Source organism: Selenihalanaerobacter shriftii, assembly GCF_900167185.1.
Lineage (GTDB): Bacteria > Bacillota > Halanaerobiia > Halobacteroidales > Acetohalobiaceae > Selenihalanaerobacter > Selenihalanaerobacter shriftii.
The window spans coordinates 91,384-117,977 of record NZ_FUWM01000010.1; the positions used below are offsets into that span (position 1 = coordinate 91,384).

Sequence of the window (26,594 nt, forward strand, 5' to 3'; positions counted from 1 at the left end):
AATAATGACCAAATTGAGAAAAAAATATATTTGGATATGTCTAGGATTATTATTAATAGTAGTTCTTGGGTATCAAGGTGTGGTACATGCAGCACCAGATTTTAGTTTACCAGATATTAATTTAACTGTAGATAATGCAAATAGTAGTCAGGATTTAGTTTTGCCATTACAGATTATTTTACTATTAACGGTTTTATCATTAGCACCAGCGATATTGATTATGCTAACCTCATTTACTAGGGTTGTAGTAGTTTTATCTTTACTTCGTAGAGCTTTAGCTACTCAAAAGGCACCTCCAAATCAAATTATTATTGGACTATCTATATTCTTGACTATATTTATTATGGCACCTGTAGGTACGCAGATATATGATAATGCAGTTCAACCTTATTTAGCTGATGAAGTTAATCAAGTAGAAGCTTATCAAGAGGCGATTAAGCCATTAAGGGAATTTATGTTCAAACAGACCAGGGAGAAGGATATAGCTCTTTTTGTAGATTTGGCAGAAATGTCTAGACCTAAAGATCGAACGGAAATACCAACTTATGTTTTAGTACCAGCTTATATTATTAATGAATTAAGAATAGCTTTTCAAATTGGTTTTATAATTTATCTTCCGTTTATAGTTATTGATATGATAGTAGCTAGTACTTTAATGTCTATGGGGATGATGATGTTACCGCCAGTAATGATTTCATTACCGTTTAAGATTCTACTTTTTGTATTAGTTGATGGTTGGTATTTAGTTATTAAATCATTATTTATGACCTTTAAATAAGTTTAAGAAGGGAGCTTACTTATGTCAGAAGCATTAGTAATAGAACTAGGTAGAAAATCATTATTAAAAGTTTTAATGGTAACGGCTCCTATGTTAGGTTTAGGATTGTTGACTGGTTTAGCGGTCAGTATCTTTCAGGCTACTACTCAAATTCAAGAACAGACTTTAGCCTTTATTCCCAAAATCATTGCTGTTTTAGGAGCAATGATTATTTTCGGCCCTTGGATGTTAACAACTCTTTTAGATTATGTGCATAATTTATTTATTAATATACCTAGTTATGTAGGATAGTGAAGGAGATAGTTTATGGATTTAGCTTTTATGCAGATGATATATCATAGTAGCTTAATAATGGTGAGAATTACAGGTTTATTTATGCTTGTTCCTTTTTACGGTAGTAGAGTAATTCCTAAACGGATTCGGATTGGTTTAGCATTATTATTGACTGTAGTTTTAAGGAATGTAGTTTCTAATAATAATTTAGAATTACCAGCTAATATACTTTATCTTTCATTCGATATTCTTACTGAGGTTAGTATTGGACTTATTCTAGGTTTTATAGTTTTATTATTATTCACTAGTATACAGTTGGCAGGACAATTTATGGATATGAGAATGGGATTTGCTTTAGCTAATGTAATGGATCCCCAAAACGGGAATCCTAGTGCTTTAACTGGACAATTCAAGAATATATTAGCAACGTTACTTTTTTTAGTGATTAATGGACATCATTATCTATTACGAGCTTTGCATAAAAGTTTTAAGATTATTCCTTTAACCAAGTTGAGATTTTCAGAAGTATTATTGGAAGAAATGTTAAAGATTATTGGTGAATTATTTCCTGTAGCTTTTAAGATTGCTTTACCAGTAATGGCAGTCTTGTTTTTAACTGATATAGCTTTTGGATTAGTTGCTAGGGCTGTACCACAGATTAATATTTTTGTGGTTGGATTACCTACTAAAATTTTAGTAGGTATGTTATTACTTTCAGTATCAATTCCAATTTACATTTCACTTATGAAAGGACTATTTAAAGATGTGTTTATGGATTTAAATAATATAATTAATATTTTAGGCAACTAAATTTTAGGCAACTAAAATAAAGGGGATGTAAGAATATGCCTGCAGGAGAAAAAACTGAAGATGCTACCCCCAAACGACGACGAGAATCAAGGGAAGAGGGACAAGTTGCTAAAAGTCAGGATCTTTCAATGGCTTTTACTTTATTATTCAGTTTTATTGTAATGTTCTTTTTAATTGATAGTATGATTGGGGATATTATGCAGTTTATGACAAGGTTTTTTACCGATTATTTAACTCTTAATTTAACTGCTAATAACTTTCATACTCTCTTAATTGAAACTATTAAATTTGTTGTTCAATTAGTTGCTCCTATTATGATTGTAACAGCTGTTATAGGTAGTGCTGTAGGGATCTTGCAGACAGGGTTTCTTTTTACACCAAAAGTATTACAGCCTAAGTTTAATAAGTTAGACCCTATTTCTGGTTTTAAGAATATATTTTCTAAAAAAACATTAGTTGAATTTTTAAAATCGGTTTTAAAGATAATTATTGTTGGAACAGTAGCATATTCAGCAGTTAAAAATAAGTTACCTAATTTAATATTATTAGGCAGAGTAGGCTTAGATCAAGCTCTTGACTTATTAGGAAGTATAATATATTCTTTAGCTATTAAAATTAGTATAATTTTAATTATCTTAGGTATTGGAGATTTTATATATCAAAAATGGGAACATGAACAGCAATTAAAGATGACTAAACAAGAGGTAAAAGAAGAAAGAAAACAGACTGAGGGTAATCCTGAAGTCCAAAAACGAATTAAAGAAGAACAACAGAAATTAGCTATGAGTCGAATGATGTCTGATATTCCAGATGCTGATGTGGTAATTACGAACCCTACTCATATTGCAATAGCTATTAAATTTGATATAGAGACAATGGAGGCGCCGATAGTACTCGGTAAAGGTAAAGGAGAAATAGCTCAAAAGATTAAAGAGAAAGCTAAGGAATATGAAATAGAGATTGTAGAAGAAAAGCCTTTGGCTAGGGCATTATATGCACAAAGTGAAATTGGAGAAGAGATTCCAGTAGAATTATATCAGGCGGTAGCTGAAATATTAGCTTATGTATACCAGTTAGACGCTGAAAGGAGGTATTAGGCTTGTTAACTTCTGCCAATAGTGTGCCTCAAGAAAGATTGACTCAATATAGTGATATTATTTTTGCTTTAGCAGTTGTTTTGATTGTGGTTATGTTTATTATTCCACTTCCTACTTTTGTATTGGATATATTATTAGCTTGTAATATTGCTTTTGGATTGACAATTCTTTTAGTTTCAATATATATGGTAGAACCATTGGAATTTTCAGTATTTCCTTCTTTATTGTTGATAGCAACTCTTTTTAGATTAGCTCTTAATGTGTCGACAACTAGATTGATTTTAGGGGAAGGTTATGCTGGAGAAGTAGTCTTAAGTTTTGGAGAATTTGTAGTAGGCGGAAATTATATAGTAGGTTTTGTTGTCTTTGTAATTTTAGTTGTAATTCAATTTGTAGTAATTACTAAAGGTTCTGAGAGAGTAGCTGAAGTGGCTGCTCGTTTTACTTTAGATGCTATGCCAGGAAAGCAAATGAGTATTGATGCTGACTTAAATGCTGGACTGATTACAGAAGTAGAGGCTAGAGAACAACGAAAAAAAATAAGAGATGAAGCAGATTTTTATGGAGCAATGGATGGTGCCAGTAAATTCGTTAAGGGAGATGCCATTGCTGGAATTATAATTACTTTAATAAATGTAATTGGCGGTTTAATAATTGGAGTTTTACAACAAGGGATGCCTATCACAGAAGCTTTACAGACATACACATTATTAACAGTAGGTGATGGGTTGGTTAGTCAGATTCCAGCTCTTTTAATTTCTACTGCTACAGGTATTGTGGTAACTAGAGCTGCCTCAGAATCAAATATGGGGACAGATTTAGCTAATCAGCTTTTATCACAACCAAAGAGTTTATTAATTGTATCTGGAATTTTAGCAATTTTCTCTTTTGTCAGTGGATTACCTACAATTCCATTTTTATTATTATCTATTATGTTAGCAGGACTAGGCTATGTATTATATCAGTCACAAAAATAAATGGTGGAAAAAGAAGAAGTAACAGAAGAAGAGGAAGAAGTAGCACAATATCAAGAACAGGATAGTCTTGATGAACTATTAAAGGTTGATCCTATGGAATTAGAAGTTGGTTATAACTTGATTCCATTAGTAGTTCCGGAACAAGGAGGAGACCTTTTAGATAGAGTATCAATGATTAGACGGCAATGTGCTTTAGAATTAGGAGTTATTATTCCACCGATTAGAATTAGAGATAATATGCAGTTAGAACCTAATTATTATAAAGTGAATTTACGAGGAATCGAAATTGCTCAACATGAGATATTGGTTGATCATTATTTAGCTATGGATTCAGGTATGGCTACTCAAGAATTAACTGGGGTAGATACTACTGAACCAGCTTTTGATTTACCAGCTTTATGGATAAGTGAAGAGCAGAAGGAAGAAGCAGAGTTAGCCGGTTATACAGTAGTTGATCCACCGTCAGTAATAGCTACTCATTTGACTGAATTGATTAAGCAGCATGCCCATGAATTATTAGGTAGACAGGAAGTTAAAGAGTTAATAGATAACATAAAGGAAGAATATTCAGCAGTAATTGATGAATTGATCCCAGATTTAATGACCATTGGTGAGATTCAAAAGGTATTACAGAATCTATTAAAAGAAGGAATTCCAGTTAGAGACTTATTAACGATATTAGAAACTTTGGCTGATCAAGCACGGAATACTAATGATACAGATATACTAACTGAATATGTTCGTCAAGCATTATCACGTAAGATTTCAGAATTATATAGAGATGATAATAATAATATACATGTATTGACTTTATCACCGGAATTAGAAGAAACTATTTCTAATTCAATTGAACATACTGAACAAGGTTCATATGTGACATTAGAACCTAATTTAGCTCAACAGTTACTTAATAATCTATCTCAAGAAATTCAAAGGATGATGAATCAAGGTTATGAGCCAATAGTATTAACTTCACCGATTATTAGATATCATTTTAAGAACTTAACAGAACAAGTGGCAAGTGATTTAACGGTTCTTTCTTTTAATGAATTAGAGCCAAATATTAATGTACAAACAGTAGGGATGGTGAGCTTATAATAATGCAAGTTAAACGTTATCGTGGCGAAAACATGCAGGAAGCTATGTTTAAGGTTAAAGCTGACCTTGGAGCTGATGCTATTATTCTTCATACACGTAAATTAAATAAAGGTGGTTTTTTAGGTTTTTTTGGTAAAAAAATTGTAGAAGTAGTAGCAACCTTAGATAAAAAAGAATCTGATGAAGAATATGAAAGATTACAGGATGAATTACATCAGATGAAGCAAATGATGGGAAATCTTTTAAATGAATTAGAAACTAAACAATTGAATTCTTCATATGATCATTTACCAGAAGTTTTACGAAAAATGATAGATAAATTACTTAATCAAGGAGTTAAAGAAGAGATAGTAATGGATATATTAAAGTCAATTAATGAGGAATTAACTCCTCAAGAATTTAATAATCAGGATAGAATTAAAGAGGTTATAGCTTCAGATATTAAAAAACGTTTAAAACAAACCTCACCATTAATACTTCATGATAAACAACCTAAAGTAGTGGCGTTATTAGGGCCTACAGGAGTAGGTAAGACAACCACGATAGCTAAGTTAGCAGCAGATTTTAGTTTAGTTAAAAATAAAGATGTGGCTTTAATTACAGCAGATACTTATCGAATAGCTGCTGTAGACCAATTAAAGACTTACAGTGAAATTATTGGAGCTCCTTTAGAAGTAGTTTTTAGTGTTAATGAATTAAATCAAGCTATAGATAAATTTTCTGATAAAGATTTAATCTTGATTGATACAGCAGGAAGAAGTCAGAAGAATCAAATGCAAATGTCAGAGCTAAGTACTTTGCTAGAAAATGCCAATGTAGATGAAAATTATTTAGTATTAAATTTAACTACAAAGTTAAGTGATATTATAGATATTATTTTAAAATTTCAAAAAGTAGGAATAGATAATTTGGTCTTTACTAAACTTGATGAAACTCGAGGGTTAGGTACTATTTTGAATGTAATAGATGAATTTGATATACCTGTATCTTATATAGCTGATGGACAAAATGTACCGGAGGATATAGAAGCAATTGATCCTCAAAAAGTAGTTGATATCTTCTTAAAGGAGTAGTTCTATTTATGATAAAAGATCAAGCACATAAGTTAAGAGAATTAGTTAAAGGTAAGAATAATCGGCATAAAGATAAGAAAGAGCAACGAGAAGGTGAATTTGCCCATATTTATACTGTTACTAGTGGTAAAGGTGGAGTAGGTAAGACAAATTTCACAGTAAATTTAGCATTATCACTTCAAGCTAAGAATAAACGAGTAGCAGTTATTGATGCTGATTTAGGAATGGGAAATATAGATGTGGTTTTAGGATTAACTCCTCAGTATAATTTAAGTCATGTAATCAACGGACAAAAAGGAATAAATGAAATAATAATGAAAGACCCCGAAGGTTTAAGTATTATTCCAGGTATATCTGGGGTAGAAGAATTGGCTAATCTATCTGAATATCAGTTACAAAATTTAATAGAAGGTTTAGAAAATCTAGAAGATAATTATGATATTATTTTAATAGATACGGGTGCTGGATTATCTAAAACAGTAATTAGTTTCACGTTAGCTGCTGATGAAATTATTGTCATTTCCACTCCGGAACCGACTTCAGTAACAGATGCTTATGGAATAATTAAAGTTATAGCAGGTTATCAAGAGAATTCTAAAGTTAATTTAGTAGTAAATCAAATTGAAAGTAATCAAGAAGGTAATAACATTTCAAAACGAATCAGTAAAGTGGCTGGCGATTTTTTAGAGATTGATTTAGAAGTTTTAGGATTAATTCCTAGTGATAAAAATGTAGTGAAGGCTGTAAAAAAACAATGTCCATTTATTATAGAGTTTCCTAATTGTCAAGCTGCAAATGCAATTAAAAGAATTAGGAATCAATTGTTAGATATTGAACCGGAGAAAAATTCTGGAGGGGTAAAATCATTTTTCAAAAAACTAATTGGATTATCATCATAGATAAGGACTGATAAGGAGGAGAGTATTTAATGGCAGATTTAAAATTAAAAGTTAATCAATCTGTAGAATTGAATGTTGAATCTGGAGTATATGAAGGAGAGTATATAAGTCAAGTAACTAAAATAGATGATGATGAAATACAGATTACATTACCGATTAAGAAAGAAAATTTAGTGCCATTACCTGTAGGAACTGAGTTAGAAATCTTTTTTTCTGATCAAAGAGCACAATATAAATTTAAAGCTAAAATCAATTCTAGACAGAGGAATAATAAGATAGGAACTTTTAGCGTAGAAAAACCAAATAAACTTTATAAGATTCAAAGAAGAGATTTTGTACGAGTCCCAATAAAAATTACAGTTGAGTATCGAAAATTAGTTGGTGAAGATATTATAAATTCTAAAGGTAATTCGAAAAGAGTTAAATATAATGAAGATAAACAAGAAGAGTTTAAAGAAACTTTAAGTGAGGATATAAGTGGTGGGGGCATGTTGCTTAGGGTTAATGAGGAAATTCCATTGAATTCATTGATAGAATTACGTTTGGATTTAGATGATTTGGATTTTAAAACAATAATTGGAAAAGTAGTTAGGGTTGATGAGTTTGTTGATCGAAATGATAAGGTAGGTTCGGGAATCAAGTTTATTAATATTTCTCAGAAACGTCAAGATGAAATAGTTCAGTGGGTATTACAAAAGCAATTAGAGTTACATAGAAAAGGTCTTTTATAATCTTTATTGAAGTATAACAGTAACTAGAATTCTTTGATTAATGGCTGAAGGTAGAGGAGGTAGATGGTGTAAAGTGGATAATTCTCGTTATTTAAAAGTCTTTATAGAAGAGGCTAATGAATATTTACAAACTTTAAACCACTATCTTTTAGATTTAGAGAGATTAAAAGAGGACTTTAAAGAGGCTGATAAGCTATTTAGAGCAGTTCATTCTCTTAAGGGGATGGCAAGTATTATAGGGTATGATGAAATAGTTAGATTAACTCATAAATTAGAGAATGTATTTAATGCTTTGCGGAATCAAGAATTGAAAATCAATTCAGAATTAGTTGATGATTTATTAGAAGTAGTAGATTTATTAGAACAGATAATTAAACAGATTAATCGGAAGAATGGTAAAATGCATACTGGATTTAATTCTAGGATTAATAAAGTGATTTCTAAATTGGATAATATCACTGATCTCTCAACAAACGAAAAGTTGTTTAACTCAATACAGACTGGAGAAAGAAGTCTACAATTAACTTTAGATTCAACTATTAGTTTAAATATGAAAGAAGAACTAGACCAAGGAAAAAATTGTTTATTAATAAAAGTAATCTTAAATTCAGATATACAGTTGATATCTGCTAGAGCATTTACAATAATTAACAGATTAAAAGATTATGGAGATATTATAAAAATTACCCCAAAGTTAGAAATTATTGAACAAGGAAAATTACAAACTCCGAATTTCACATTGATTTTATCCACTATTGAAGCTAAACAGAAATTAAAATCGAAAATTACTGCTGAGGTTGAGGTTATTAAAGTTATTATTAATGAGATTTCCCTTAATCAATTAAATATTGACTCTTATGAATCAAAAGCAAATGATTATTCAAAAGATGTTGATTTTAATTGGGATCCAACTGTTAAAGTAGGGATTGATCAATTAGATGATTTAATGAATTTAGTAGGAGAATTAATGATTAATAAATCACAAGTTGTAAATCTTGACCGTGAAAATAAGTTTAGAAAAAGGAAAGAAGTCTGGGAAGATATAGATAAATCTATTAATCTATTACATGGAGATATTATGGAATTAAGAATGATTTCCTTAACTAAGATTATAGATAGATTTCCCCGGATGGTTAGAGACTTGTCTAAAAAGATGGATAAACAGGTTAAGCTAGAAGTTAAAGGTGAGGACATAGAAATAGATAGAGTTATTATAGAAGAATTAGGTGATCCATTGGTTCACCTTTTAAGGAATTGTATTGATCATGGAATAGAGAAACCACAAGAAAGAATAGCAAATAAGAAGCAAAAGGTTGGTACAGTTAAGATAACAGCTTCTCAACATGGAAATGAGGTAAAGATAGTAGTATCTGATGATGGTTCTGGTATAGATGATAAAGTTATTAAGAGAAAGGCTATTGAAAAAGGAATTATCAATTCAGCAGAAGCAGAAGAAATGATGAAGGATGAGATTATCGATCTAATTTTTGTGTCAGGATTTAGTACTTCAGAAGAAGTAACAAGTATATCTGGTAGAGGGGTAGGGATGGATGTAGTAAACTCTAAAATTGTATCATTAGGAGGACAGATTAGAGTAGATTCTATTAAAGGGGAAGGTACAAAATTTATCATTGAATTACCAATAACTTCATCCATAATTCAAGCCTTAATAGTTAGAGTTGATGTAGAAAAATATGTATTACCTCTTAATCATATTGATGAAGTACATAATGTGGCTGTTAAAGATATAAAAGAACGTCAAGGAAAAAGTTCTTTTGTATTAAGAGAAGAAAAAATTGAACTAACATATTTACATCATAGATTAGCTTTAACAAAACCTATCTATAATCCAGATGATGAAGTGCCTATAATTATAATTTCGATTGGAGAAAAAAAAGAAGGGTTAGTAGTTGATGAATTAATTAGTCAACAGAAGATAGTAGTTAAGCCTTTAAATGGACTTTTAAGTAATATTTCTAGTATTTCTGGAGCAACTATCTTAGGTAATGGTCAAATTGCTTTAATCTTAAATATGCTGAATATTGCTTAAGCTTTGTTCAAAGGAGGGACTTAGGATAATGAATCAACTACAATCTAAAGGAATAGTAACAGATTTAGAATTAGTTATATTTAGGTTAAATCAAAAAGAGTATGGAGTAAAGGTTTTAGAAACTCAAGAGATTATAGAAATGCAGGAAATTACAAGAGTACCTAATGTTCCAAAATTTATAAGAGGAATAATTAACTTAAGAGGGCAGATTATTCCAACTATTGATCTTAAAAAGAGATTTAATTTAAAAGAATCAAAAAAACCAATAGAAGAAAGGATTATAATAGTTGAAGCAGAAGGAAATAAAGTAGGAATAGTAGTAGATGAAGTAATAGAAATATTAGATCTTTCTAATAAGCAGATTAGTCCTTCAGTTAAAATTAATAGAGAAATTAATGAAAAATACTTAAAAAAGGTATTTAAATTTAAAGATAGATCTTTGATTTTATTAAATTTAACGCCAATTTTAAGTCCAGATAAAATAAAAGAGGTAGGATTGAATAATGTTCAAAAAGATTAGAAGTTTGGAGTAGAAAGGAGGGTTTATTAGATGAACAATGAACAGATCAATATTAATGAACTTTCTTCAATACAGTTAGATGCTTTAAAAGAAATAGCTAATATAGGAGCAGGTAATGCAGCTACTGCTTTTTCACAATTATTAGAGCAAAGAATAGATATGAGTGTTCCGGAAGCCAATATTTTACCTTTGAGTGAAGTTCCTGAGATTTTAGGAGGAGCAGAAACTTTAATAGCTGGGATCTTAGTTAAAGTAGCTGGGGATGCACCAGGGAAAATCTTATTTGCTTTAGAAGAAAAGAGTGCGGAGAAGCTAACAAATATGTTGTTAGATGAAAAATTAGAGTTAGATTTAAAGAGTAAGACAGACCAAATTCAAGATTCAACTTTAGAAGAAATAGGAAATATTTTAACTAATTCTTATTTAAATGCTTTAAGCAGAATGACAGATTTTTCGTTATTGCCTTCTGTACCAGCTTTAGCTTATGATATGGCAGGAGCTATTTTAGAAGTAACATTCTTACAGGCTGGACATATTGGGGATTATGCTTTAGTAGTAGAGACTGAATTTTTAGATGGTGATGAGGGAATTCAGGGACATTTTTTCTTTATTCCTACTCCTGAATCACTGCAAAAAATTTTAGACAAGCTTGGAGTTGGCAAAATATGAAGAAGATTAGAGTAAAAATGGCAGACTTAAATATTGGAGAAGTTGATGACGTTTTAATAACTTCTGGATTAGGATCATGTGTAGGTATTGCTCTTTATGATTCTAGAACTAAAATAGGAGGATTAGCTCATATTATGTTACCAGAAGTACCTACTAACCGTAAAAGTAAGAATCCGGCTAAATATGCTGACACTTCTATAGAATTACTGTTGAAGAAATTGAGGCAAAAGGGTGCGAATTTTAGAAGGCTAGTAGCTAAGATTGCTGGAGGAGCACATATGTTCAAATTTGATAATTCTAATCCTCAAATGCAGATTGGAGCTCGTAATATTGAAGCGGTAAAGAAGATTTTAAAAGAGAAGAATATTAGACTGTTAGCAGAAGATGTAGGTAAAAATTATGGACGGACTATGGAATTTTATTTAGAAAATGGTGAAGTATTAATTAAGACAGTTAAAGGTGAAGATCGGGTTTTATAAAAAGGGGAGTTGAAAAGGGTTGAATGGTTTAATAAAGGCTTTATCAATTATCTTTTCTGTAATTGCTTTTTTATTAGTAGCTATAATTACTGTAACAAACCAATTAAATATAATAGTTATTATTAAAAGAAGTTTATTAGCTGCTGTTTTCTTTGGTATTTTAGGTGGGTTAATAGGATATATATTAATTAATTTAACTAAGATTGATAATTCCAAAAGTCAGCAAAATAATTCAGAGCAAAGAGAAGAGATAAAAGCAGTGTCTCAACAACAAGCTGCTCAACAGTATGCTAATCAAAATCAAGATCAAGATAGCCAAGGAACTGATGAAGAATCTGATTTTCAACCATTAAATTTGGAAAAGATAGATTATGAAGAGGAAGAAAAAGATAACGAAGTCGAAGAGATAGATCAATTAGCAGACCAAGACCCAGAAAAATTAGCAGAAATGGTTAAGAGTTTAAAAGGTAACTGATTAATAAAAAGAAGAAGGAGAAGGAGGGATAAAGATAGCTAAACATAAACATGAAAAGGAAAAAGAATTATGGATTAAATTTAAAGAGAATGATAACCAGGATGCTAAAGAAGAGTTAATCCTTAAATATATACCATTGGTTAAATATGTAGTTAACAGGATAACAGTTAACCTTCCTGATAAGTTTGAATTTGATGATCTTAAAAATTATGGGATAGTAGGCTTAATTGATGCTATTGAACGATTTGATCATCGGCGACAGGTTAAATTTTCTACTTATGCTATTTCTAGAATTCAAGGTAGTATTATAGACCAGTTAAGAAAATTAGATTGGGTGCCAACTTCAGTACGGCATAAAGCTAAAAGAGTAGCACAGGTTAATTCAAAATTATCTCAAGAGTTAGGTAGATTACCGACGGATCAAGAGTTAAGAGAAGAATTAAATTTGAATAGTGAAGAATATAATCAATTATTAACAGAGGTTAATATTCCTCAACAGACTTCATTAAATAGCTTTATTAAGGGGAGTCAGACAGAAGGGATTACATTACTAGAAATGATTTCCGACGGAGAAGCAGTTAATCCAGAAAGAAGTTTTAGATACGAAGAAATAAAGAGGATTTTAGGAGAAACTATTGAAAAGTTAAAAGATAAAGAACGATTAGTAATTACTTTATATTACTATGAAGGTTTAAATTTAACAGAGATTAGCAAAGTGCTAGAACTTACTACTGCTAGAGTTTCACAATTACACACTAAAGCTATTTATAGATTAAGAGGTTATCTTAGTAGAAAGAAGGAATTATTGGTTGACTAATTAAAGGAGGTGGTGACAACGGAAGTTACAGTAGAAGCTAAAAATGAAGTTGAAGCTAAGGATAAGGCATTAAAAAAATTGGAACTAAAAGTTGATAAAAAGATTAATAAAACAGATTTAGAATTAGAGCTAATTGAAGAGAAGAGTGGGTTTTTAGGTATTGGCAAGAAGAAAGTTTTTAGAATTAATTTAAATGAAAAAGAAGATGAAGTAGAAGAATCAATTGATGATTTAGGGAAAGAAAAAGAAGATGAAGGGTCAATTGAGAATTCAGAGAAAGAAACTGAGGATGAAGTAGAGGCAGAAGATGGAGATGTAGAATTAATTATTGATGAAGAAGGAGTTTATATTCAGTTGACACCTCCAGAAGGTAATGGAGAAGCGGTAAGTTTAATTGAAGTTGAAGAAATATTAGGGGCTAAGGAAATAGAGGATGTAAATTATGATAAAATTAGTGAAGCCTTAACTGAGGATATTTATGAACCAGTAAAGGTTGCACCTAGGAAGGAAGAGTTAGACCGAAATGCAGAAATAAGAGTAGATGTCAGTGCTGATGGAATGAAGGCTTACTTATCAACTAGTTTACCATTAGGTGGTAAGGAAGCTACTTTAACGAGAATAGAAGATACATTGGAAGAAGTAGGAGTAACTTATGGAATCAAGAATGAGAAGCTAAAAGAATTGGTTAATGATGAAGAAATTATTGATGAAGCAATAGAAAGAGTATTGGTTGCTGAAGGAGTAGAACCATTATTAGGAAAAGATGCAGAGGTTAATTTTAAGTTTAATATCAAAAGTGAAGAGAAGAAAGTACAAAAACTAGAAGATGGGTCAGTAGATTATCGTAATCTAAATAGAATTAACAATGTTAAACCTGGAGATATATTAGCAACTAAGAAACCGACAAAGCCAGGAACTCCAGGGACTACAGTAACTGGTAAAGATGTGAAACCAAAACCTCCCAAAGATAAAAAAATTCCATCGGGTAAGAATACTATTCTAAGTTCTGATGAACTTAATTTACAAGCAGAAATTGAAGGACAAGTATCCTATAATGGAGATAAAATAGAAGTTATGCCTGTCCATACTGTAAATGGAGACGTAGACTTATCTACAGGGAATATTAAATTTGTTGGAACAGTAGTAGTTGAAGGTGATGTTAGAGATGGAATGGAAATTAAGGCTAAAAATGATATAAATGTAAAAGGTAGCGTTCATGGTGCTAAATTAGAAGCTCAAGGTGAAATTCTAATTAAGAATGGATTTATAGGTAAAGACAAAGGAGAAATAAAGGCTGACGGAAATGTTCAAGTGCGCTTTATAGAAAATGGGAAATTAACTACTGAAAATGATCTAATAGTAACAGAAGCAATTATGCATAGTGATATCGATGCAGCCAGAATAATTAGGATAGAGAATAAAGGTTTAATTGTAGGAGGAATAGTTAGAGCAGGTAGAGAAATAGACGCTAAGGTAGTAGGGTCTAATTTAGCTACTAAAACTAAGATATTTGTAGGTATTACCCCAGCATTAAGAGATCAATATAATAATTTGATGAAGAAGTTAGAGGATTATCAAAAAGAATTAGATGAGGCTTTAAAGACAATTAAGTATCTTAAAAAACGTCAAAAAGAGGATGATGGAGAGTTATCGGAAAAGGAAAGAAATTTATTGAGTCAAAAGACTAGAACTAGATTTAAAGTAGCTAAAAATATAGAAGAGTTAAAGAAAGAAAAGATCAGCTTAGAAACTCGATTAGAAGAAGGTAAAAATGGTAAGATTAAAGTTCAAGATAAACTTTATTCAGGAGTAGAGATTACTATTGGTACAGAAGTTAAGAAAGTGACAAAACAATTATCTAATCTTCAATTTTATGTAGCAGATGGAGAGATTAAGAAAGGTTCTTATTCTTAAAAAAGGTGGTGACTTGAATGGCTGAATCAATTAATCCCCATACTCAAGTCCCTCGTTCATTAAAAGTTAGTAAAATGCAGCAGAATAAACAACACCAACCTCAAGCACAACAGCAGGAATTGACTAATCAGATGCAGAAGGTTAATGAGAGAAAGCAAAATCAAGTCAATAAATCAGAGGAATCATTACAGAAACGAGTAAACGATGAAGATGAAAAAAATCATGATAATGAAGGGCAAAATAGGGACTTAGATAGTGAGCAAGAGAGTGATCAGGAGTCTAAATTAAAACAAAAAAACCGAGGGAATTATATCGATATTAAAGTATGATATAAAGAGAGTTGGAGGGAAGATATTGGAGATCTTAATCTTCGTAGTTGGAATAATTTTTATTCTGGTTTCATTGTTTTTAACATATCATCAAGATAAAGAAGTTGATGATGAGATTATAACAGATTATATTCAGCTTAATAGAAAATTAAAGAAACGTGAAGAGAACTTAAGTAAATTATTAAAAGAAATGAATTATAATTTTTATAATATTCTTGATGAACTAGATGATAAACAGACAAAGTTAGAGCAATTGCTTAATAATGAAGGTTCATTTAAAGATAATAATACTATGGCATTTATCAATACTTTAAATTCTGAAATGACCCAAGAGTCAGAAATGAAAGAGCCACAAGAACAAAATAAAGTAGATGAGAATACCTTACAGAACCAAAAAGAACTTAATTTATCTAGTTTAAATTCAACTCTTGATAAAGAGGAACAGGTAGCTAAATTATATAATTCAGGCCTTAATTTTACTGAAATTGCTCAGGAACTGAATTTAGGACAAAGAGAAGTAGAATTAATTTGGAAGTTAAATAATCGAGGTGAGATGTAATTGCTTAGGAAATCTTTATTAGGTATTGGTATTTTACTTATTATATTTTCTTTACTATTAATTGCTAATGGTGGATTAAATGAGCAAGATGATGATTCACAGGCAAATTCAGCAGCAATTACCAAGAAAGCAACAGTAATTAAGAAGGCTAGACAATTAGGGATGGAGTTTCCTGATAAATTATCTGATGAGGAAATAAAAACTCAATTAAAGAGTAGAGGGTTAAAGAGTGTTAAATTATTAGATTATAATAAAGATATAATAATTGAAATTAAAAAAGGAACAACTGCTAATAAAGTGGTGGATAAATTATATCAAGCAGAGATTATTGAAGAGAAGACAGCATTATCAGAGTTAATTGAAAAATTAGGAGTCAGCAATATGATTTTAGCAGGTAAATATAAGTTTAAAGATAATACTCCTATAGAAAAAGTATTATTAAAAATTATCGGTAATTAATCATTAAAATCAAATGATTGATTACTGATTCTTGTTTTTTGTAAAAATTATTGATATTATATTAGTTTTGTGTTATACTACCTAATGGTGTATATAGATTATATACCATATTACACACACTTTTTGATTTCTATTAGGGTGCCTATAAATAATAGGTCTAATAGAGAGATGATGAAAGTGGAGGAGTAAAACCAGAGAGGAGGTGCGGTTAATGGCTGTAGTGACAATGAAGCAAATGTTAGAATCAGGAGTCCACTTCGGTCATCAGACTAAGCGTTGGAATCCAAAAATGAAGTCTTACTTATTTACTGAAAGAAATGGAATTTACATTATTGATTTACAACAAACTGTTAAGTTAGCTGAGGTTGCTTATAACTTTGTGCGTGATCTTGCTAGTGACGGTAAAGAAATTCTATTTGTAGGTACTAAGAAACAGGCTAAGGATACAATTAAACGTGAAGCTGAGAGATGTGGGATGCCTTATGTAAATGAGAGATGGTTAGGTGGAATGTTGACTAACTATCAAACAATTCGTAAGCGAATTGAGCGATTAAATGAACTAGAGCAGATGGAAGAAGATGGACTATTTGAGGTTTTACCTAAGAAGGAAGTTATGGAATTAGAAAAAGAGCGTAATAAGCTTGTTAGATTTTTAGGTGGAATTAGAAATATGAATGGTCTTCCAGATGCCATTTACATTGTTGACCCTCGTAAAGAGGAAATTGCTGTAGCTGAAGCTAATAAGTTAGGTATTCCTATTGTAGGGATTGTAGATTCAAATTGTGATCCTGACTTAATAGACTATATAATTCCAGGTAATGATGATGCTATTAGAGCAGTTAAACTATTAACTGGAGTCACGGCTGATGCTGTATTAGAAGGCAACCAAGGTGAACAAGCTAAAGAAGCTGAAACAACAGATTCTGAAGAATAATAATTAAAGCAGATGAGTAAGGGTGTTATCTAAGGGGAGAGCCCTTGTAACGCCCTTTTTTTAAGTTTGATTTTAAGGAGGAGGGATGAAAAATGTCATATTCAACAGCAGATGTTAAAAAGTTAAGAGAAAAAACTAGTGCAGGTATTTTAGATTGTAAAAAGGCATTAGAAGAGACTGATGGAGATATGGATGAAGCAGTTAAGTATTTACGAGAAAAAGGGATTGCTGAAGCAGAAAAAAAAGCTGGAAGAACAGCAGCAGAAGGATTAGTGGAGTCTTACATTCATATGGGTGGTAAGATTGGAGTTTTATTAGAAGTAAATTGCGAAACAGACTTCGTAGCTAAAAATGATGCCTTTAAAGAATTAGTTGATAATATTGCTATGCATATTGCAGCTTCTAATCCAAAGTATTTATCCCGCGATGAGGTTTCAGAGGAAGCTATTGAAAATGAAAAAGATGTACTTAGAACTCAAGCACTTAATGATGGAAAACCAGAACATATTGTAGATCAGATAGTAAAAGGAAGATTAGATAAATTTTTCTCTCAAAATTGTCTTTTAGAACAGCCTTATATTCGTGATGATGATAAGACAGTTGAAGAATTAATCACTGAAAAGATTGCTGAACTAGGAGAAAATCTTAATATTAGAAGGTTTACTCGGTATGAATTAGGTGAAGGTATTGAGGTTGAAGAGGAAGATTTTGTTTCTGAAGTAATGAATGAAGTTGAAAAATAAAGAGTAAACTTAATAAGGAGAATACGATTCCGTGTTCTCCTTTTTAAATAAAGTTTTTCTAAAAAAAGGGATTTCATTATGTATATCGAAATGTAATGTAATGAAAGACTGGAGGTTATTTTAATGCCCGAGGCAAAATTTTCAAGAGTGATTATTAAACTAAGTGGAGAAGCATTAAGTGGTAATCAGGAATATGGTATAGATCCGCAATTTATTAATTCAATTGCCAAGGAAGTTAAAGAAGTTTTAAAAACAGGAGTAGAAATTGCTATTGTAGTTGGTGGCGGTAATATTTTTAGAGGTGTAGCAGGTAGCGCTAAAGGAATGGATCGCGGAACTGCTGATTATATGGGGATGTTAGCTACTGTAATTAATTCTCTAGCTTTGCAAGATGCTTTAGAAAAGTTAGATATTGAGACTCGAGTTCAGACAGCCATTGCTATGAGACAGGTGGCAGAACCTTATATTAGACGAAAGGCCATGCGTCATTTAGAAAAAGGTAGAGTAGTGATTTTTGCAGCTGGAACTGGTAACCCATTTTTCTCTACAGACACAACTGCAGCTTTAAGAGCAGCAGAAATTTCTGCTGATGCTATTTTAATGGCTAAAAATGTTGATGGGGTTTATGATTCAGATCCGGTTAAAAATCCAGATGCTATTAAGTTTAAAGAGTTAAATTACATAGATGTAATTAATCGTGGGTTGGGAGTTATGGATTCTACAGCTGTCTCTTTATGTATGGATAATAAGATCCCTATAGTTGTATTTGGTCTTAAGGAAATGGAGAATATTAAGAAAGTGGTATTAGGTAAAGAGATTGGGACCTTTGTCCGATAGTTTTAATAAGGAGGAATAATAGTGATTCAACAAGTATTAAATAAGACTAGAAAAAAGATGGATCAGGTAATTGATGCGACTAAGAAGGATTTTGCTACAATTAGAACTGGAAGAGCTAAGCCTTCTCTAGTTGAAGGGATTACTGTTGATTATTATGGGACACAAACGCCGATTAATCAGATGGCTAAAGTTTCTGCTCCAGAACCAAGACAGTTGCTGGTCCGGCCTTGGGATACTAATAGTTTAGAGCAAATAGAAAAAGCTATTTTAAAGTCTGATTTAGGGTTAACTCCAAACAATGATGGTGAAGTTATCAGAATTAATATTCCTCAATTAACTGAAGAACGTAGAAAAGAATTTGTCCAGTTAGCTAAGACTAAATCTGAGGACAAAAGAATAGTAATCCGTGATATTCGTCGAGAAGCTAATGATGAACTAGAAGAATTAGAATCTAACGGTGATATTTCAGAAGATAATTATCATCGAGGACTAGATAATATTCAAGATTTAACAGATGAATATATTAATAAAATTGATGAATTATTAGCTAAAAAAGAGAGTGATATTTTAGAAATTTAAATATTACATCTGAGTAGGGTATGAGTGAGATGATCTTAATTGATTATGATCTAGTGATAATAAAAACCAATCCACCTTTTAAAAGTCTCATATTCCCAACTCAGAGATTGATTAGATAATAACGAATAGATGAAGAGCTAGTAGTTATTAATGGAAGAATAAGGGGAAGGAGGTGGATGGTTAAATGGCTTATAATATTACTGATGAATGTGTAGTATGTGGTGTATGTGCTGAAGAATGTCCACTAGAGGCTATTTCAGAAGGTGATGATCTGTATGTCATAGATGATGAACTCTGTTCAGATTGTGGAGTATGTGCGGATGAGTGCCCAGTAGAAGCTATTGAAGAATAAATTAAAGTTTATTATAAACCCCCTCTAAGAAGTAGAGGGGGTTATGTTGTAATTGATAGGAGGCAAAGTGATGTATCCAGGGCTTTTTAATTCGAGAAAAGAAATAGAGACATTAGATATAGAAGAACTACGAGATAGAGTTTTATCTAGGGATTTACCAGAACATATAGCTATTATCATGGATGGAAATGGGAGATGGGCAAAAAAAAGAGGACTTCCACGTAAAGCTGGACATAAAAATGGAGTAAGAAGATTAAAAGAAATTGTTAAAATTGTCAAAAAATTAGGGATAAAATATTTAACAGTCTTTGCTTTCTCTACAGAGAATTGGGAAAGGCCAGAAAAAGAAGTTAATTTTCTAATGAAACTTTTTAGTAGAACATTAGATAATGATGCTAAGGAATTACATGAGCAAGGAGTTAAGATTAGAGTATTAGGTAGACAGAAAGGTCTACCAACTGAGATTAAAAATAAGGTTGAAAATATTATAGAATTAACTAAAAGAAATCAAGCTTTAAATTTGAATATTGCTTTGAATTATGGAGGAAGAGCTGAGATTGTGGATGCTACCAAGGAATTAATTACTAAGGTTCAAGAGGAAGTATTAGATTTAGATGAGATAGATGAAAGAATATTGAGTAAAGAGTTATATACTAAAGATATTCCTGATCCCCAATTGTTAATTAGACCTAGTGGTGAGATGAGAATCAGTAATTTCTTATTGTGGCAATTGGCCTATACAGAGTTTTGGTTTACTTCTACACTTTGGCCTGACTTTAGTGAAGAAGACCTTTTATTAGCTATAGCTGATTACCAGAGTAGGGAAAGAAGATTTGGTGGTTTAAAAGATTAGAGAAAAAGACAGTAGGTGATATAAATTGTTAAACAAGAGAGTTATTAGTGCCATTATTGGGATTCCATTACTTATATTGATTTTACATATAGGGGGAATATTATTCTTATTAACTGTTTTATTGTTAGCTGCTTTAGGGTTAAATGAATTTTATAGATTGGCATCTGCTAAAGGTGTTAGGCCTAATAGATCTTTAGGACTACTTAGTGGTCTATTTTTGTTAACTGTTACATACTTAAATAGTAAACAGCTTTTGATATATTTTAAACCTGAATTAATTATAATTAGCATTTTATTTCTTTTATTATTGAATAATTTAGTTGGTGGTAAGGACCAAGATAAGTCAGCTCTTTTAGATACGGCTGTAACTATGTTAGGGATTCTATATGTTTGTGGATTATTACTTTATTTAATTTTAATTTATAATTTTAATTTAGATGGCATGCAGATAGGGAGAAAGCTAGTCTGGTTACCTATTTTGGCTACCTGGATGGCAGATACTGCTGCTTACTTTACTGGTCTTAATTTCGGTAAACATAAATTAGCTCCTAATATCAGTCCAAATAAGACAATTGAAGGTGCATTAGGTGGAATAGCTGGTAGTTTATTAATAGTTTTAATTTATGGGTCTTGGTTATCAATAGGGATCAAAGAAAGAATTGTTTTAGGGGTTTTGCTTGCTATAGTTTCCCAACTTGGTGATTTAGTAGAATCTGCTTTTAAAAGAGATGCCCAAATTAAGGATTCAGGAAATATAATTCCAGGACATGGGGGTATATTAGATAGGTTTGATAGTTTATTATTTACTTTACCATTAGTTTATTATTATTTTCAGTTTTTGGTCAAATGAATTTAGGGGTGAAATTAGATGAAGCCTGTTTATAAATTGGGTTTAGTGATTTTAGGAGTAGTATTATTAAGTGTTATCTTTTTTAAATATATTCTAGTCTATTTACTCCCTTTTGTAATAGCCTTTATTATTACTTCATTAATTGAGCCAATTATTAAATTACTACAGACAAAATTCAAATTAAGTAGAGGAATAGCTGTTGCTATTTGTTTAGGTATTATATTAATTATTATTATATTAGTAACTACTATATTTTTCTCTAGATTATTCATTGAGTTAAATAGGTTAGCAAATAATATTCCAGAGTTTAAAGTGTTAGGAGAGAAGATGGACTGGGTTGTAGAACAGAATCAAAATTTAAGTAAAATATTAACGGAATTAAAGTTACCACCAACAGTTAAGGATGTTATTACTCATAATTTACAAGAATTATATCAGCAATTAAGAGAAGTAATTAGAATAGGGGTTACTTCATTTTTAAATCTACTTAAGGGTTTACCTAGATTGATAACTGTTCTGTTAATTAGTTTAATTTCTACCTTTTTCATTAGCCGTGATAGAGAGTTGATTAATGAAGCTTTTTTAAAGGTAATCCCTAATGCATGGCAACAAAAAACTAGAAAATTAGAAGCTGAAATTATGGATGCAGCTGTTGGCTTTATACGAGCGGAGTTAATTTTGATATCGATAACTACTATATTGTCAATTAGTGGATTATTAATTTTAGGTAGTGATTATGCTATTACGTTAGGGCTTTTAGCTGGGATTTTGGATTTGATTCCAGTAATTGGACCTAGTCTAGTTTTCGGTCCTTTGGTTATCTATAGCTTGATAATAGGGCAATCTAGTTTTGGAATTGCTTTATTAGTTTTATATACTTTGATAGCGATAGTTAGACAATTAACAGAGGCTAAGATTATTGGAAAGAATATAGGTCTACATCCTTTAGCTACTTTAATTTCTATGTATGTAGGAGTGCAACTGTTAGGGATAAGTGGTTTTTTTATAGGCCCAGCAGTTTTAATTGTAGTTAAAGCAATAGCACGAGCTGGATTTATTTCTATTTTAATTGAATAATAAAATGGAGGATTGGTAATGAGAGCAATTACTATTTTAGGTTCTACAGGATCAATTGGCACACAAACTTTAGAAGTCATTAATGAACTAAAATTAAATTATGAGATTTTAGCTTTAACTGCTAATACAAATGTAGAGAAATTAGCGGCACAAGTTAAAGAGTTTGAACCTCAATTTGCAGTTCTAATGAATGAAGAAGCTGCAAAAGAGTTAAAATATGAATTATCAGATTTAGATACTAAAGTATTGGTAGGACAGGAAGGATTAATTGAAGTAGCAACTAGTGATGAAGTTGATTTAGTTATTAATTCAGTAGTAGGAGCAGCAGGATTATTCCCTACTTTAGAAGCTATTAAAGCTAAGAAGGATATAGGTTTAGCTAACAAAGAAACATTAGTAACCGCTGGAGAATTGGTAATGGCTAAAGCAAAAGAATATGGAGTAAGGATTCTTCCAATTGATAGTGAACATAACGCGATTTTTCAGGCATTAGATGGGGAAAATAGAGAGGATATTGAGAAATTAATTTTAACAGCATCTGGTGGTCCTTTTAGGGAGAGCACTGCTCAGGATTTAGCTAATGTAACTGTAGAAGAAGCTTTAAACCACCCAAATTGGGATATGGGGGGTAAGATTACTATAGATTCAGCAACTTTAATGAATAAAGGATTAGAAGTTATCGAGGCGAAATGGTTATTCGATATTGATTTTAGTGATATTGAAGTAGTAGTTCATCCACAAAGTATTGTCCATTCATTAGTACAGTTTAAGGATGCTTCAATTTTAGCAGAATTAGGGTTGCCTGATATGAAAGTACCGATTCAATATGTATTAACTTATCCGGAAAGAACAGAAAATAGATTAGAAAGATTAGACTTAGCTAAAATAGGTAGTTTAGATTTTGAAGCTCCTAATACAGAATTGTTTCCCTGTTTAGGTTATGCCTATAAAGCAGGTAAGACAGGAGGAACTTTACCTGCTGTATTGAATGCTGCTAATGAAATAGCAGTGGAGATGTTTTTAAATGGTGATTTAAGTTTTATAGAGATTCCTCAATTAATTAAAAAGGTTATGGATCAGCATCAAGTTGTTCAAAAACCAGGATTAGATGATATATTGGATGCCGACGAATGGGCTAGGGCTCAAAGTTGGAAGGAGGGTGAGAATCTTTGTTAACAACGATTATATCGTTTATAATTGTCATTAGTATTTTAGTTTTTGTTCATGAGTTTGGACATTTTATAGTTGCTAAAAAAACAGGGGTTTTAGTAGAGGAATTTGCAGTTGGAATGGGACCACAAATCATAGGTAAACAGAGAGGTGAAACACTTTATTCTATAAGGTTACTTCCTTTAGGTGGTTATTGCAAGATGACAGGTGAGTTCCCAGTGGATGATGAGGATGAGATAGAAGATGTTGAGCATTATCAACAAGCTTATGAAAATGAAAGATGTCTTTTTCAAAAATCTGTTTTTGAACGTGCTGCAGTTATATTTACAGGACCACTTATGAACTTTATTCTAGCTATGGTGGTATTTTCTTTGATTTTTGCAATATTTGGAGTACCAGTTTCAGGTTCTTCATCAACTGTAATTGGTACTATATTACCAGATAGACCAGCTCAAAAAGCAGGTTTACAAGCTAATGATAAAATTTTATCTGTAAATAAAGAAGGAGTAGATAATTGGTCAGAGTTAGCTAAAAAGATTAATAATCATCCTGGAGAAGAGCTTACTTTAACTGTTAAAAGAAATGGGAATATAGAAAAAATTAAAGTAACCCCAAAAAAGGATCCAAAGAGGGATGTAGGGTTAATAGGAATTGCACCAAGATTAATCAGAGAAAAAGTTGGCATCTTTACTTCAATCAAATATGGGTTTAAACAGACTATAGGAGTGACAGTCGGAATTATTAGTGGAGTTTGGCGAATGATTACTGGACAGATGGCTCCAGAGGTAGCTGGTCCGGTAAAGATTGCTCAAATAGTTGGTGATGCCGCTAAGGCTAGTATTTTAAAAGTTTTAAATTTAATGGCTATTTTAAGCGTGAATTTAGGAATTCTGAATTTATTACCTTTTCCTGCTTTAGATGGAGGACGTTTAGCATTCTTAGGAATTGAACTTATTCGTGGTAAAGAAATAGATCCAGAAAAAGAAGGATTTGTTCATTTTGTTGGTCTAGTACTTTTATTAGCATTGATGGTAGTTATTGTTTATAAAGATATCGTAAATATATTTTAAAATTTGAGGTGATTCTTGATGGCTAAGCAGAAGAAAAGAAAAGGGAGTAAATGGCTAGATCCTAATAAAGAGGGTAAAGGACATGGTCGTCGTTCTGAGAGATATTGTCAGCGTTGTGGTCAGACTGTAAAGGATGTTAGGATTTTAAAACATTCTAATCTTTGTGAGGATTGTGTCAGAGAATTAGAAAAGAAAAAAGAAGGAAAATATGCATGTAAAGGTTGTGGAAAAGTAGTACCTGAACAAGTTCAAGAGAATGATGGATATTGTAAAGATTGCTGTTGCCGAGTCTGTGGAAAACCGGATCCTGAATTTGCTAAAAAACATGGTTTTTGTGAATCATGTTTCGAATTAATGGGAACTAATTGTAAGGAATGTGGTAAAGAAGCAGAAGCTCAGGTTAGAAGAAATGATGGATATTGCGATGAATGTGCCGACAAAATGTGATAATTGTACTTGTAAGAAGGGAGGGGGATTATGTTAGAAGACCATGTTACTTTGGAAACTTTAATTACAGATAGTGTAGCTAGGAAGCATTTACCTAAAGGAGGTCTACGTCATGCTGTAATTACGGCAGAACATGCCTTTCAACTAGGTGAAGAGCGGAATTTATGTGTGGATGTGGCAACTAAAGCTGGTCTTTTACATGATATAGGTCATACTAGCTGGGAAAATCAAGGGGAATGGGATTATGAATCCTATAATTATTTTGATATTCATACTATTAAAGGAGCAGAGAGAGCACATGAACTTTTGATTTTTAAGGGAGAAGATTTAGGGAAGTCACGGGATATTTCTTTAGCTATTCTTTTTCATAGTGCATCTAGTCCTATTAGTGAAAATGTGACCTTAACGCCAATGCAAAAATTAGTCTTTGATGCTGACGATATGGATCATGAGAAGGATGAAGAACGTCATAATTTAGAAATAGATTTTACAGAAGCTTTAGAAAGAGTACGACGATTAGATATATTAGTCTATAAAATGTTAAAAGATTGCAAACGTCAATGTAAGGACTGTGATGGCAGAGTGGGGGAGCTAAGTAATGGGGAGAGCTAAAAGTAGACAGGTTAATCTAGGGGGCATTAAGATTGGTGGTGATGCCCCTATTTCAGTACAATCTATGACTAATACTGATACTAGAGATGTGGCGTCTACTATAGAACAGATTAAACAATTAGAAGAAGCAGGTTGTGAATTAATTAGAGTAGCTATACCTGATATGGAAGCTGCTAATAAAGTAAAAGAGATTAAAGAAAAGATTAGTATTCCGCTAATTGCTGATATTCATTTTAATCATAAATTAGCTTTGCGTGTTCTAGAATTAGGAATTGATGGATTAAGAATTAATCCTGGAAATATTGGTTCAGAAGATAAGGTTAAAGAGTTAACAGAGTTAGCTAATAAAAAAGATGTTCCTATTAGAATTGGAGTTAATGCTGGTTCTTTAGAAAAGGAACTATTGACAAAGTACGGAGCACCAACAGCGGAAGCAATGGTCGAAAGTGCTTTAAAACATGTTCGATTATTAGAGGAGTATGGGTTTGAAGATATTATTATTTCACTTAAGGCTTCAGATGTATTAATGACATTAGAGGCTTATGAATTAATAGCTAAAAAGGTGAATTACCCATTACATTTAGGTATTACTGAAGCAGGAACAGAATGGTCAGGTACTATTAAATCAGCAGTTGGAATCGGTAGTATTTTAAGTAGAGGATTAGGTGATACAATCAGAGTTTCATTAACAGGAGATCCTGTTGAAGAAGTTAAAGTAGGTTATGAAATTTTAAAATCTCTTAATCTACGTCAGAAAGGACCAAAAATTATTTCATGTCCTACTTGTGGCCGTTGTGAGATTAATTTAATTGGTGTGGCTAACCAGGTTGAAGAAAAGATCAAAAATTTAGATACTAATATTAAAGTAGCGATTATGGGATGTGTAGTTAATGGTCCTGGTGAAGCTAGAGAAGCAGATATTGGAATTGCTGGAGGTAAAGATGTTGGTTTACTCTTTAAAAGAGGAGAAGTTATTGAGAAAGTACCAGGAGATAAATTAGTTGATACTTTATTAACTGAAATAGAGAACTTATAATGATGATATATTGACAAATACTTACTA

30 protein-coding genes and 1 pseudogene are annotated in these 26,594 nt (G+C 31.5%); all 31 read left to right on the forward strand.

Annotated features, from left to right (window positions below; all coding sequences use genetic code 11):
• Nucleotides 1–4 precede the first annotated feature (4 nt).
• The 31 genes and pseudogenes from fliP (at nucleotide 5) to ispG (ending at nucleotide 26,567) form a co-directional block, all read left to right on the forward strand.
• Complete coding sequence (fliP, locus tag B5D41_RS06965) at nucleotides 5–778, forward strand: flagellar type III secretion system pore protein FliP (RefSeq protein WP_078809904.1); 774 nt, start codon at nucleotides 5–7, stop codon at nucleotides 776–778.
• Between the two features lie 21 nt (nucleotides 779–799).
• A complete protein-coding gene (gene fliQ, locus B5D41_RS06970; RefSeq protein ID WP_078809905.1) occupies nucleotides 800–1,069 on the forward strand; it encodes a flagellar biosynthesis protein FliQ in 270 nt (89 codons plus the stop codon).
• A gap of 15 nt (nucleotides 1,070–1,084) precedes the next feature.
• The gene (fliR, locus tag B5D41_RS06975) at nucleotides 1,085–1,861 is read left to right on the forward strand and encodes a flagellar biosynthetic protein FliR (protein WP_078809906.1); all 777 of its coding nucleotides are present in this window, start codon (nucleotides 1,085–1,087) and stop codon (nucleotides 1,859–1,861) included.
• Between the two features lie 35 nt (nucleotides 1,862–1,896).
• Nucleotides 1,897–2,958, forward strand: a complete 1,062-nt coding sequence (flhB, locus tag B5D41_RS06980; protein WP_078809907.1) for a flagellar biosynthesis protein FlhB — start codon at nucleotides 1,897–1,899, stop codon at nucleotides 2,956–2,958.
• Nucleotides 2,959–2,960: 2 nt separating this feature from the next.
• Nucleotides 2,961–5,033, forward strand: a pseudogene (gene flhA / locus B5D41_RS06985) (flagellar biosynthesis protein FlhA).
• Nucleotides 5,034–5,035: 2 nt separating this feature from the next.
• Nucleotides 5,036–6,106, forward strand: a complete 1,071-nt coding sequence (gene flhF, locus B5D41_RS06990) for a flagellar biosynthesis GTPase FlhF (protein ID WP_078809908.1) — start codon at nucleotides 5,036–5,038, stop codon at nucleotides 6,104–6,106.
• 8 nt (nucleotides 6,107–6,114) lie between these two features.
• Nucleotides 6,115–7,005 carry a MinD/ParA family protein gene (locus B5D41_RS06995; protein WP_234983910.1) on the forward strand — a complete coding sequence of 297 codons (891 nt, stop codon included), beginning with the start codon at nucleotides 6,115–6,117 and terminating at the stop codon, nucleotides 7,003–7,005.
• Between the two features lie 29 nt (nucleotides 7,006–7,034).
• Nucleotides 7,035–7,736, forward strand: coding sequence for a flagellar brake protein (locus tag B5D41_RS07000; protein WP_078809909.1), 702 nt, complete (start codon nucleotides 7,035–7,037; stop codon nucleotides 7,734–7,736).
• 73 nt (nucleotides 7,737–7,809) lie between these two features.
• Nucleotides 7,810–9,786: a chemotaxis protein CheA gene (locus tag B5D41_RS07005; protein ID WP_159442915.1), complete on the forward strand. Its 1,977-nt coding sequence runs from the start codon at nucleotides 7,810–7,812 to the stop codon at nucleotides 9,784–9,786.
• A gap of 28 nt (nucleotides 9,787–9,814) precedes the next feature.
• On the forward strand, nucleotides 9,815–10,306 hold the full coding sequence (locus B5D41_RS07010) for a chemotaxis protein CheW (protein ID WP_078809911.1): 492 nt from the start codon (nucleotides 9,815–9,817) through the stop codon (nucleotides 10,304–10,306).
• Between the two features lie 30 nt (nucleotides 10,307–10,336).
• Nucleotides 10,337–10,975 carry a chemotaxis protein CheC gene (locus B5D41_RS07015; protein WP_078809912.1) on the forward strand — a complete coding sequence of 213 codons (639 nt, stop codon included), beginning with the start codon at nucleotides 10,337–10,339 and terminating at the stop codon, nucleotides 10,973–10,975.
• Nucleotides 10,972–11,454, forward strand: a complete 483-nt coding sequence (locus B5D41_RS07020) for a chemotaxis protein CheD (RefSeq protein WP_078809913.1) — start codon at nucleotides 10,972–10,974, stop codon at nucleotides 11,452–11,454. The genes B5D41_RS07015 and B5D41_RS07020 overlap by 4 nt, the downstream gene beginning before the upstream one ends.
• A gap of 19 nt (nucleotides 11,455–11,473) precedes the next feature.
• Nucleotides 11,474–11,929, forward strand: coding sequence for a hypothetical protein (locus B5D41_RS07025; protein ID WP_078809914.1), 456 nt, complete (start codon nucleotides 11,474–11,476; stop codon nucleotides 11,927–11,929).
• A 73-nt stretch (nucleotides 11,930–12,002) separates the two neighbouring features.
• Nucleotides 12,003–12,746: a FliA/WhiG family RNA polymerase sigma factor gene (locus B5D41_RS07030; protein ID WP_268794140.1), complete on the forward strand. Its 744-nt coding sequence runs from the start codon at nucleotides 12,003–12,005 to the stop codon at nucleotides 12,744–12,746.
• 12 nt (nucleotides 12,747–12,758) lie between these two features.
• On the forward strand, nucleotides 12,759–14,660 hold the full coding sequence (locus tag B5D41_RS07035) for a FapA family protein (protein ID WP_078809916.1): 1,902 nt from the start codon (nucleotides 12,759–12,761) through the stop codon (nucleotides 14,658–14,660).
• A 17-nt stretch (nucleotides 14,661–14,677) separates the two neighbouring features.
• A complete protein-coding gene (locus B5D41_RS07040; RefSeq protein WP_078809917.1) occupies nucleotides 14,678–14,989 on the forward strand; it encodes a hypothetical protein in 312 nt (103 codons plus the stop codon).
• Nucleotides 14,990–15,014: 25 nt separating this feature from the next.
• Nucleotides 15,015–15,548 (forward strand): DUF6115 domain-containing protein, encoded by a 534-nt coding sequence (locus B5D41_RS07045; RefSeq protein ID WP_078809918.1) that lies wholly within the window; start codon nucleotides 15,015–15,017, stop codon nucleotides 15,546–15,548.
• Nucleotides 15,549–16,007 carry a hypothetical protein gene (locus B5D41_RS07050; protein ID WP_078809919.1) on the forward strand — a complete coding sequence of 153 codons (459 nt, stop codon included), beginning with the start codon at nucleotides 15,549–15,551 and terminating at the stop codon, nucleotides 16,005–16,007.
• A 211-nt stretch (nucleotides 16,008–16,218) separates the two neighbouring features.
• Nucleotides 16,219–16,941, forward strand: a complete 723-nt coding sequence (gene rpsB / locus B5D41_RS07055; protein ID WP_078809920.1) for a 30S ribosomal protein S2 — start codon at nucleotides 16,219–16,221, stop codon at nucleotides 16,939–16,941.
• A gap of 92 nt (nucleotides 16,942–17,033) precedes the next feature.
• On the forward strand, nucleotides 17,034–17,684 hold the full coding sequence (tsf, locus tag B5D41_RS07060) for a translation elongation factor Ts (protein WP_078809921.1): 651 nt from the start codon (nucleotides 17,034–17,036) through the stop codon (nucleotides 17,682–17,684).
• Between the two features lie 123 nt (nucleotides 17,685–17,807).
• Nucleotides 17,808–18,521: a UMP kinase gene (gene pyrH / locus B5D41_RS07065; RefSeq protein WP_078809922.1), complete on the forward strand. Its 714-nt coding sequence runs from the start codon at nucleotides 17,808–17,810 to the stop codon at nucleotides 18,519–18,521.
• Nucleotides 18,522–18,542: 21 nt separating this feature from the next.
• A complete protein-coding gene (gene frr, locus B5D41_RS07070; RefSeq protein ID WP_078809923.1) occupies nucleotides 18,543–19,100 on the forward strand; it encodes a ribosome recycling factor in 558 nt (185 codons plus the stop codon).
• A gap of 184 nt (nucleotides 19,101–19,284) precedes the next feature.
• Nucleotides 19,285–19,452 (forward strand): DUF362 domain-containing protein, encoded by a 168-nt coding sequence (locus B5D41_RS07075; RefSeq protein WP_078809924.1) that lies wholly within the window; start codon nucleotides 19,285–19,287, stop codon nucleotides 19,450–19,452.
• Nucleotides 19,453–19,504: 52 nt separating this feature from the next.
• Nucleotides 19,505–20,305 (forward strand): isoprenyl transferase, encoded by an 801-nt coding sequence (locus B5D41_RS07080; RefSeq protein ID WP_234983912.1) that lies wholly within the window; start codon nucleotides 19,505–19,507, stop codon nucleotides 20,303–20,305.
• A gap of 25 nt (nucleotides 20,306–20,330) precedes the next feature.
• Nucleotides 20,331–21,155 (forward strand): phosphatidate cytidylyltransferase, encoded by an 825-nt coding sequence (locus B5D41_RS07085; protein WP_078809926.1) that lies wholly within the window; start codon nucleotides 20,331–20,333, stop codon nucleotides 21,153–21,155.
• A gap of 18 nt (nucleotides 21,156–21,173) precedes the next feature.
• The gene (ytvI, locus tag B5D41_RS07090) at nucleotides 21,174–22,232 is read left to right on the forward strand and encodes a sporulation integral membrane protein YtvI (protein WP_078809927.1); all 1,059 of its coding nucleotides are present in this window, start codon (nucleotides 21,174–21,176) and stop codon (nucleotides 22,230–22,232) included.
• An 18-nt stretch (nucleotides 22,233–22,250) separates the two neighbouring features.
• A complete protein-coding gene (locus B5D41_RS07095) occupies nucleotides 22,251–23,408 on the forward strand; it encodes a 1-deoxy-D-xylulose-5-phosphate reductoisomerase (protein ID WP_078809928.1) in 1,158 nt (385 codons plus the stop codon).
• On the forward strand, nucleotides 23,402–24,472 hold the full coding sequence (gene rseP / locus B5D41_RS07100; RefSeq protein WP_078809929.1) for an RIP metalloprotease RseP: 1,071 nt from the start codon (nucleotides 23,402–23,404) through the stop codon (nucleotides 24,470–24,472). Before B5D41_RS07095 ends, rseP begins: the two co-directional genes overlap by 7 nt.
• A gap of 18 nt (nucleotides 24,473–24,490) precedes the next feature.
• On the forward strand, nucleotides 24,491–24,919 hold the full coding sequence (locus tag B5D41_RS07105) for a hypothetical protein (RefSeq protein ID WP_078809930.1): 429 nt from the start codon (nucleotides 24,491–24,493) through the stop codon (nucleotides 24,917–24,919).
• A gap of 30 nt (nucleotides 24,920–24,949) precedes the next feature.
• Complete coding sequence (locus B5D41_RS07110; protein ID WP_078809931.1) at nucleotides 24,950–25,531, forward strand: HD domain-containing protein; 582 nt, start codon at nucleotides 24,950–24,952, stop codon at nucleotides 25,529–25,531.
• Nucleotides 25,518–26,567 (forward strand): flavodoxin-dependent (E)-4-hydroxy-3-methylbut-2-enyl-diphosphate synthase, encoded by a 1,050-nt coding sequence (gene ispG / locus B5D41_RS07115; RefSeq protein ID WP_078809932.1) that lies wholly within the window; start codon nucleotides 25,518–25,520, stop codon nucleotides 26,565–26,567. The genes B5D41_RS07110 and ispG overlap by 14 nt, the downstream gene beginning before the upstream one ends.
• Nucleotides 26,568–26,594 lie beyond the last annotated feature (27 nt).

Bases quoted from the DNA above. Each gene is read 5' to 3' on its own strand.
- B5D41_RS07010 (WP_078809911.1), top strand. From the start codon at position 9,815: ATGAATCAACTACAATCTAAAGGAATAGTAACAGATTTAGAATTAGTT.
- fliR (WP_078809906.1), top strand. From the start codon at position 1,085: ATGGATTTAGCTTTTATGCAGATGATATATCATAGTAGCTTAATAATG.
- rpsB (WP_078809920.1), top strand. From the start codon at position 16,219: ATGGCTGTAGTGACAATGAAGCAAATGTTAGAATCAGGAGTCCACTTC.
- flhF (WP_078809908.1), top strand. From the start codon at position 5,036: ATGCAAGTTAAACGTTATCGTGGCGAAAACATGCAGGAAGCTATGTTT.
- B5D41_RS07105 (WP_078809930.1), top strand. From the start codon at position 24,491: ATGGCTAAGCAGAAGAAAAGAAAAGGGAGTAAATGGCTAGATCCTAAT.
- B5D41_RS07110 (WP_078809931.1), top strand. From the start codon at position 24,950: ATGTTAGAAGACCATGTTACTTTGGAAACTTTAATTACAGATAGTGTA.
- B5D41_RS07000 (WP_078809909.1), top strand. From the start codon at position 7,035: ATGGCAGATTTAAAATTAAAAGTTAATCAATCTGTAGAATTGAATGTT.
- B5D41_RS06995 (WP_234983910.1), top strand. From the start codon at position 6,115: ATGATAAAAGATCAAGCACATAAGTTAAGAGAATTAGTTAAAGGTAAG.
- B5D41_RS07040 (WP_078809917.1), top strand. From the start codon at position 14,678: ATGGCTGAATCAATTAATCCCCATACTCAAGTCCCTCGTTCATTAAAA.
- fliQ (WP_078809905.1), top strand. From the start codon at position 800: ATGTCAGAAGCATTAGTAATAGAACTAGGTAGAAAATCATTATTAAAA.
- B5D41_RS07020 (WP_078809913.1), top strand. From the start codon at position 10,972: ATGAAGAAGATTAGAGTAAAAATGGCAGACTTAAATATTGGAGAAGTT.
- B5D41_RS07015 (WP_078809912.1), top strand. From the start codon at position 10,337: ATGAACAATGAACAGATCAATATTAATGAACTTTCTTCAATACAGTTA.
- B5D41_RS07075 (WP_078809924.1), top strand. From the start codon at position 19,285: ATGGCTTATAATATTACTGATGAATGTGTAGTATGTGGTGTATGTGCT.
- B5D41_RS07095 (WP_078809928.1), top strand. From the start codon at position 22,251: ATGAGAGCAATTACTATTTTAGGTTCTACAGGATCAATTGGCACACAA.
- ytvI (WP_078809927.1), top strand. From the start codon at position 21,174: ATGAAGCCTGTTTATAAATTGGGTTTAGTGATTTTAGGAGTAGTATTA.
- tsf (WP_078809921.1), top strand. From the start codon at position 17,034: ATGTCATATTCAACAGCAGATGTTAAAAAGTTAAGAGAAAAAACTAGT.
- fliP (WP_078809904.1), top strand. From the start codon at position 5: ATGACCAAATTGAGAAAAAAATATATTTGGATATGTCTAGGATTATTA.
- flhB (WP_078809907.1), top strand. From the start codon at position 1,897: ATGCCTGCAGGAGAAAAAACTGAAGATGCTACCCCCAAACGACGACGA.
- ispG (WP_078809932.1), top strand. From the start codon at position 25,518: ATGGGGAGAGCTAAAAGTAGACAGGTTAATCTAGGGGGCATTAAGATT.
- pyrH (WP_078809922.1), top strand. From the start codon at position 17,808: ATGCCCGAGGCAAAATTTTCAAGAGTGATTATTAAACTAAGTGGAGAA.